This window comes from Paenibacillus endophyticus, assembly GCF_014192395.1.
Classification (GTDB): Bacteria; Bacillota; Bacilli; order Paenibacillales; family Paenibacillaceae; genus Pristimantibacillus; species Pristimantibacillus endophyticus.
Genome location: NZ_JACHXW010000011.1, coordinates 131808 through 138718 on the forward strand (window position 1 = coordinate 131808; position 6911 = coordinate 138718).

Consider the following 6911-nt stretch of genomic DNA (forward strand, 5'->3'; position numbering starts at 1 on the left):
TCTGTTGTATTCTAAGAAATTTATCAAGAGCCGTATACTATTGGTTTGAGGTTTCTTTAAGAATTTGAATCCTAATTTAATAATATTGTATATCACAAATTTGAGGTATATATCATTCACAATCATATTAAAATTCATTCTTATATTTATAAAAACAGGGATAAGAACTAACAGATAATATGGTTAACGTGTTAGAAATAATCAAAAGCACCCTAGGGTGCTTTTGATCGATTATGATAAGATGGCTTTAACTAGATGATTCTAGACCATGGTCCCCGACAGCGGTAACTTGTTCGTAAATGTCTCCATCTGGAATTTTGATCCATCCATTTGCTGCAACTGTAGCTGTGCTGATTGTCCAAGAAGAGAAGGAATCGCTGATACTTGTTGAAACAACTATCGCATTGCATCCATTTTTTGTGCCCTGCTCCTGATATGCCAATCCACTTTCACTAGATCCCGCATATCTTGTTACTGAAGTTTTAGCATATATTTTCATTTCAACAGGCTCACAGTATCCTCCATCCCACACCGACGAAGCCCAGCCATTAAAATTAACAGTAGTTGTTGGTAAGTCAAACGAAATCGTTCCCTGAGATCTTACATGAAACCCACCTATCTTGGTTCCTTGAATATTCCAAGTCGTATTTGTCGGGTTTGCTGCGAAAGTACTTGATGCGAAAGAAAGCATCATAACAAGACCCAAAAGCAATGCGCCAAACTTTTTTTTCATAAATACTACCTCCTGTTTGTGTTTTTTATTACATATATAATTGAAACATAATATACTTAATCAAGAAATATCTGTAATATAACAATCTAGTAAGATCGAAGAAATACTAATCGCATAACTTTGATCAGTAGTTGCCCCCAGTTATCGAGTAAAAGCAGTTTGATCAAGAAACTTCGACTCTTGCTTCTTGATTCTTCTGAATAATACGGCTCGAAACAACTAATGCTTAGGTATTGTAGTCGATTTTTACAAACTGAGAAATGATTCGTAGCGATGAATGGACGACTCACGTGTGGTATCATATGTACCAGGGAGGCGTTAAAATGTCAGATGGGATAAATAAGAAGTTACCAGAAGAAGTAAAGGATACAAATGCAAGACTTGGCAGTTTAAATGAGCCCCGTGGTTTGTCGGCGCCAATGAAATTAATTGCATTAGTTCTGGGGTTTATAGTAATTGGCCCTCTACTTGTATTGCTTTTATCCCAATTGTTCATCTAGCGATTGGACCCGCCACAGTCTCAGATTTTGACTTTATTATTTCTGATTGATGTAGTTTCAGCATGACTGTTTGTCACCACCCGCTAAATATAAAATACCCATAATAATCGCTAAGGTAAAACGTACGATTCGGTGAGGGCAGTAGGTGATTGCTGAACGCCAGAATATTTAACGAAAGACGGTTAGAAAACACATGGCTGAACAAGAATAATCCATAGTGCAGAAGGAAACAAGAAGACCTAGAAATCCTTATTCTCAAAAAAAATCTCCACAGTATTGAGGAGACTTAAGTAGTAACACAAAAAGACCGTCTCATGAGTGACGGTCAATTAGGGTATTGTTATCTGATTTGAAAAAAACTGTCTAAGGACGGATAGAGTGGAATCTCCCTCTTCCTGTCAAGATTAAGCTCGATCCCAAGATCAATCATTGCGTTTTGTTCGCCGTCAAGAGTCAGGGTATTCATTAAACGAATGAGGAGCTGATGTAGCGGATCGTATACATCCCGAAGCGGGTCTGCATCACCATCTGTAGAATTGCAGGTCCGATTAACCTGGAACAACACATCTTCGTAACGATATACGATCAGACGGGTCATTTCGGGCTGCAGCGCGCTATCAATCTTCTCTGGTAATAATAGTGCCCGAAACAACGCTACATCATCCATAGGCATACCAGCCATTTCAAACCAAGCTTTCACTCCAACAAAGGTAATTTCCATGTTCATCATTAGATAGGATTCAAGAAATAGCTTGTCCATCATTTGAGCTCTCATCAGTATTGCCCCTTTTTATATTCTACGTTTGTAACGTGAAGATCTCCGGATGAATCAGATTCAAGGGTAACAGCAATCGCATCAGGGACGTCCTTGATGTAGATATTTGGCGCCTCTGTTTCCCCACTAAATAAGCGCGGCAAGAGAACGAAAATGGATGGTGTCGAGCCGTAGGAACAACCGAGGTGAAACGGCTGTTGCCGTCCTCTGGCAGCTAAGCTTACGTTTCGCGTAGAAATAGAGAGAAAGTTGGCCAAATGATATACTTTCCTATATTTCAAGCGTAAACGGCTGTTGCCATCCTCTGGCGGCTAAGCTTACGTTCCGCGTAGAAATAGAGAGAAAGTTGGCCAAATGATATACTTTCCTATATTTCAAGCGTAAACGGCTTCGCCGTCCTCTTCAGGAGGAGGGAAACCGTTTCTCGTAGAAATAGAAGAATGCTTTATCGCGTGAAACCTCTACAGTCTTGTATTTAAAAAAAGCCTATGCGATCGGCGTTCCTCAGGAACGGCAAATCGCATAGGCTTCCAGCTTGTTGTCGACATAAGCGTACAGGCTGGGCTTGTTTATACCAAAGCTTTCGCTGCAATATCGGTTCTGCTTTGTTTTCCTTCGAAATCAATGACGCTAACCGCTTCATACGCACGTGCACGTGCCTCGGCGATGTCGCGGCCGCGGCCGACGATGCCAAGCACACGACCGCCGTTTGTGACGAATTGTCCGTCTTTGTCGGCTGTACCGGCATGGAATACGAGTGCGCCTTGTGCCTCTGCTTCAGCTAGACCCGTAATGACGCGTCCTTTCGGATATGAAGCGGGATACCCTTCCGATGCGACTACTACGCAAACCGCCGCTTCGTCGCTCCACTGAATGTCCAGCTGATCCAAATTGCCGTTGATCGAAGCCAGCACGATATCAATCAGATCCGTTTGCAGACGAGGCAATACGACCTGCGTCTCTGGGTCGCCCATACGCGCGTTGAATTCGATCGTCTTCGGACCGTCCGGCGTAATCATGAGGCCTGCGAACAAGACACCGCGGAATGGACGGCCTTCGCTGACCATAGCTTTTGCCGTTGGTATGATGATATTCTGGATCGACTCTTCGATAATCGCCGGGTCGATATGAGGCAGCGGCGTGTAAGTGCCCATTCCGCCTGTATTCGGTCCCTTGTCCCCGTCAAAGATCGGCTTGTGATCCTGGGCTGGCACCATTGCGCGAACCGTCTCGCCGTCTACGAAAGCAAGGATCGACATCTCCTGCCCAACGAGGCACTCCTCGATTACGATTTGCGTACCGGCTTGGCCAAACACCTTGTCCACCATCATCTCGCGCAGCGCTTTCTCTGCTTCCTCAAGCGTTGCTGCTACCGTCACGCCTTTACCGGCAGCAAGGCCGTCGGCCTTAATGACAATCGGTGCAGCTTGCTCGCGCAGATAAGCGGAGGCTGCCTCATAATCTGTAAACGTTTCGTACTTCGCAGTCGGAATATTGTACTTCTTCAGCAGGTTTTTCATGAAAATTTTGCTGCCTTCGATTTCAGCTGCATTCTTGCGCGGACCGTAAGCTACGATTCCTGCCGCCTCGAATGCATCTACGATACCGTCAGCCAGCGGATCATCCGGTCCAACAAATACCAAGTCGATCGCGGCATCCTTAGCGAAACGAATCAACTTATCGAATTCGTTTACTGCAATGGGAACGATCTCGGCAAGCTGCGCAATACCGGCATTGCCAGGCGCGCAAAAAACTTCCTTGACCTTCTCGCTTTTCTTAAGCGCCCAGACGATCGCATGCTCGCGACCGCCGCCGCCAACTACCAAAATACGCATTAACGTAACCCCCTAATTGACTATATAACAAGAAACGCCTGACAGCGTCCTTTTATTGACGCCATCGTTTCGGGCGAAACGTATAGAGAAAGGATGAGCAAACTCAAATCCTTTCCTATACGTCAAAAGTAAACGACTGCCGCCGTTTTTGATGGCATTAGCTCGTTTCGCGGAGAACACAAGATGTTGAATCAATAAAGCCTTATCATTTAGATCGGTTAAACCAGCAGCAGCCGCCCGCTTCGCCAGCTCTCTGTCGTTAACGCGCGGCTGCCTATGAAAGAGCAAGATTTAATGCTTGAAATGACGTACGCTTGTGAATACCATAGCAATGTTGTTGGAATTGGCTGCAGCGATGGACTCTTCGTCCTTAATCGAGCCGCCAGGCTGAATGATCGCTGTGATGCCTGCTTTCGCAGCAAGCTCTACCGTATCGCCCATTGGGAAAAAGGCATCCGAAGCAAGTGCAGCGCCCTTAGCCGCTTCGCCAGCTTGCTCAATCGCAATGCGAGCTGCGCCTACGCGGTTCATCTGGCCGGCGCCAACGCCGATCGTCATGTCATCCTTCGCAAGCAGAATCGCATTCGATTTCACATGCTTAACGACCTTCCATCCGAACAGCAGCTGCTTCAGCTCTTCAGCTGTCGGCTTGCGGTCTGTTACAAACTGCAGATCCGCTTCCGTTACACTGTGAACGTCGCTCTCTTGTACGAGCATGCCGCCGTCAACCGATGTAACGACCCAATCAGATTTGCGCTCGGCTGCTGCGGATAGCTCGCCCAGCTTCATCAGACGGATATTTTTCTTCTTCGTAAGAATTTCAAGCGCCTCTGGCGTAAAGTCAGGAGCGATAATGATTTCTAGGAAAATGCCGCCAAGCAGCTCAGCCGTGTCCGCGCCGATCGTCCGGTTAGCTGCTACGATACCGCCGAAGATTGAAGTAGGATCTGCCGCGTAAGCTTTTTGATAAGCCTCATGTATCGTTGCGCCGATGCCTACGCCGCATGGATTCATATGCTTAACCGCAACGACAGCCGGCTCGTCGAACTCTTTCAGGATAGCAAGCGATGCGTTCGCGTCGCTGATATTGTTGTAGGACAGCTCTTTGCCATGCAATTGCTCAGCGGTCGTGACATTGCCTGCTGCTGCAAGCGGCTTGCTGTAGAATGCAGCCTTCTGGTGCGGGTTCTCGCCGTAGCGCAGATCCTGTACCTTCTCGTAAGTAACCGTGTACGTTTCAGGTAACGACTCGCCCACTTGTTTTGTCAAATAATCTGAGATAAGGGAATCATACGCCGCTGTATGGCGGAATACTTTGGCAGTCAAACGTTTGCGTGTCTCAAGCGTCGTATCGCCTTGCGCCTTCAGCTCTTCAATAACTGTGCCGTAGTCGGCAGTGTCGACCACAACCGTTACGAATGCATGGTTTTTGGCAGCTGAGCGAAGCATAGTCGGGCCGCCGATATCGATGTTTTCGATCGCATCTTCATAGGATACGTCAGGCTTCGCGATCGTTTCCTTGAACGGATACAAATTAACGACAACAAGATCGATATAATCCAGGCCAAGCTCCTTCATCGTATTCTGATGCTCTACGTTGTCGCGTACCGCGAGCAAACCGCTATGTACGGCAGGGTGAAGCGTTTTGACACGTCCATCCAAAACCTCCGGAAAGCCCGTTACATCGGAAATGCCGATAACCGGAATGCCTTCCTTCTGAAGCAGGCTGAATGTACCGCCCGTCGAAATAATTTGCACGCCTTGGCTTGCCAACTCTCTGGAAAACTCCACGATTCCCGTTTTATCGGAAACACTGATTAACGCTCTACGAATAGCCACGCAAATACCTCCTCATCTATTTGACCAACCCATTGCTTCCCTAAAATAAAACTTCCGTAAGCAGCTCGCTGCTGCCATTCATCTGTTTTAGCTTACTATCATCAACAAGCTCACTATATCCGATTAGCTGTCTTAGCGTACTATTACCGTTATAGCTCACTGCAGCCGTTCAGCTATTTATATAAGTTGAACTAAACATATATAAGTTGAACTAAACATTTACGTTTTGAGCGCCGCGCAAATAGATCATTCTGAAAGGTCGCTGTTGCAGCCAGATGCTTTGATTTCCTTCCGAAAATTCGCGGTATCATGCACTTAAAGTCCCTGCTCGTTTATGGAGAAGCAGCCTAGACTGCACTTAATACAACAGAAACCTTACATAAGAGCTGTTTCAGACGGCTACAATGTAATACTGCAGTAGAATGAGCTCCAAACCAATGAATATCGCCCTATACATGGAAATCCATTGTACTAACTGCAGTGTACGAGTCGAGTCAGGCAAGTAACATCGATTACGCTGTACAAAGTGCAGTGAAGCCTCGTCATATATGGCGATTTCATTGATTAACCGATCGAACTAGCACACCCAACCAAGAACTGGAAAAAGAAAACTAAAGTCACCCCAAATATAAGTTGAATTAAACATTTACGTTTTAGGCGCTGCGCGAGTAGAGTAGATCATACTTACGATCGCTGTTGCAGTCAGATTCTTTGATTTCATTAGACATTTAAAGGTGAGAATCTGACTGCAAGGCGAACACTTCGTTTCTCCAGAACGATCTTCTCACTTCGCTAAAACTTCATTTTTTAAGTTCAACTTACTCAGCTTGCAAATGTCGACAGAGCTCACTGTTTCCGTTCAGCTGTCTTAGCTTACTATTGCCAGCAGAGCCGTCGCTTCTATCCTACGCATATAAGAAGGCTGACTTCCAGCTCTCGCTGTCTACCTTCATAATCCCTATGAGCTGATTTCCAGCCCTCGCTGTCTACCTTCATAATCCTATGATCTGATTTCCAGCCCTCGCTGTCTACCTTCATATTCCTATGATCTGATTTCCAGCCCTTGCTGTCTACCTTCATAATCCTATGATCTGATTTCCAGCCCTCGCTGTCTACCTTCATAATCCCTATGAGCTGATTTCCAGCCCTCGCTGTCTACCTTCATATTCCTATGATCTGATTTCCAGCCCTTGCTGTCTACCTTCATAATCCTATGATCTGATTTCCAG

At 45.9% G+C, this 6911-nt stretch carries 5 protein-coding genes; 1 reads left to right on the forward strand and 4 read right to left on the reverse strand.

All coding sequences use genetic code 11. The features are described 5' to 3' along the window. Positions 1–247 precede the first annotated feature (247 nt). Positions 248–733 (reverse strand): hypothetical protein, encoded by a 486-nt coding sequence (locus FHS16_RS18360; RefSeq protein ID WP_183565722.1) that lies wholly within the window; start codon positions 731–733, stop codon positions 248–250. 323 nt (positions 734–1056) lie between these two features. Between FHS16_RS18360 and FHS16_RS18365 the strand changes: the two genes are divergently transcribed. Then, positions 1057–1233 (forward strand): hypothetical protein, encoded by a 177-nt coding sequence (locus FHS16_RS18365; RefSeq protein WP_183565725.1) that lies wholly within the window; start codon positions 1057–1059, stop codon positions 1231–1233. A gap of 340 nt (positions 1234–1573) precedes the next feature. On the opposite strand, the gene FHS16_RS18370 is transcribed toward FHS16_RS18365, so the two are convergent. From FHS16_RS18370 to purH, 3 genes are all read right to left on the reverse strand, one after another. After that, positions 1574–2008: a hypothetical protein gene (locus FHS16_RS18370; protein ID WP_183565728.1), complete on the reverse strand. Its 435-nt coding sequence runs from the start codon at positions 2006–2008 to the stop codon at positions 1574–1576. 569 nt (positions 2009–2577) lie between these two features. After that, positions 2578–3843: a phosphoribosylamine--glycine ligase gene (purD, locus tag FHS16_RS18375; RefSeq protein ID WP_183565731.1), complete on the reverse strand. Its 1266-nt coding sequence runs from the start codon at positions 3841–3843 to the stop codon at positions 2578–2580. A gap of 291 nt (positions 3844–4134) precedes the next feature. Next, positions 4135–5682 (reverse strand): bifunctional phosphoribosylaminoimidazolecarboxamide formyltransferase/IMP cyclohydrolase, encoded by a 1548-nt coding sequence (gene purH / locus FHS16_RS18380; protein WP_183565734.1) that lies wholly within the window; start codon positions 5680–5682, stop codon positions 4135–4137. Positions 5683–6911: the final 1229 nt, after the last annotated feature.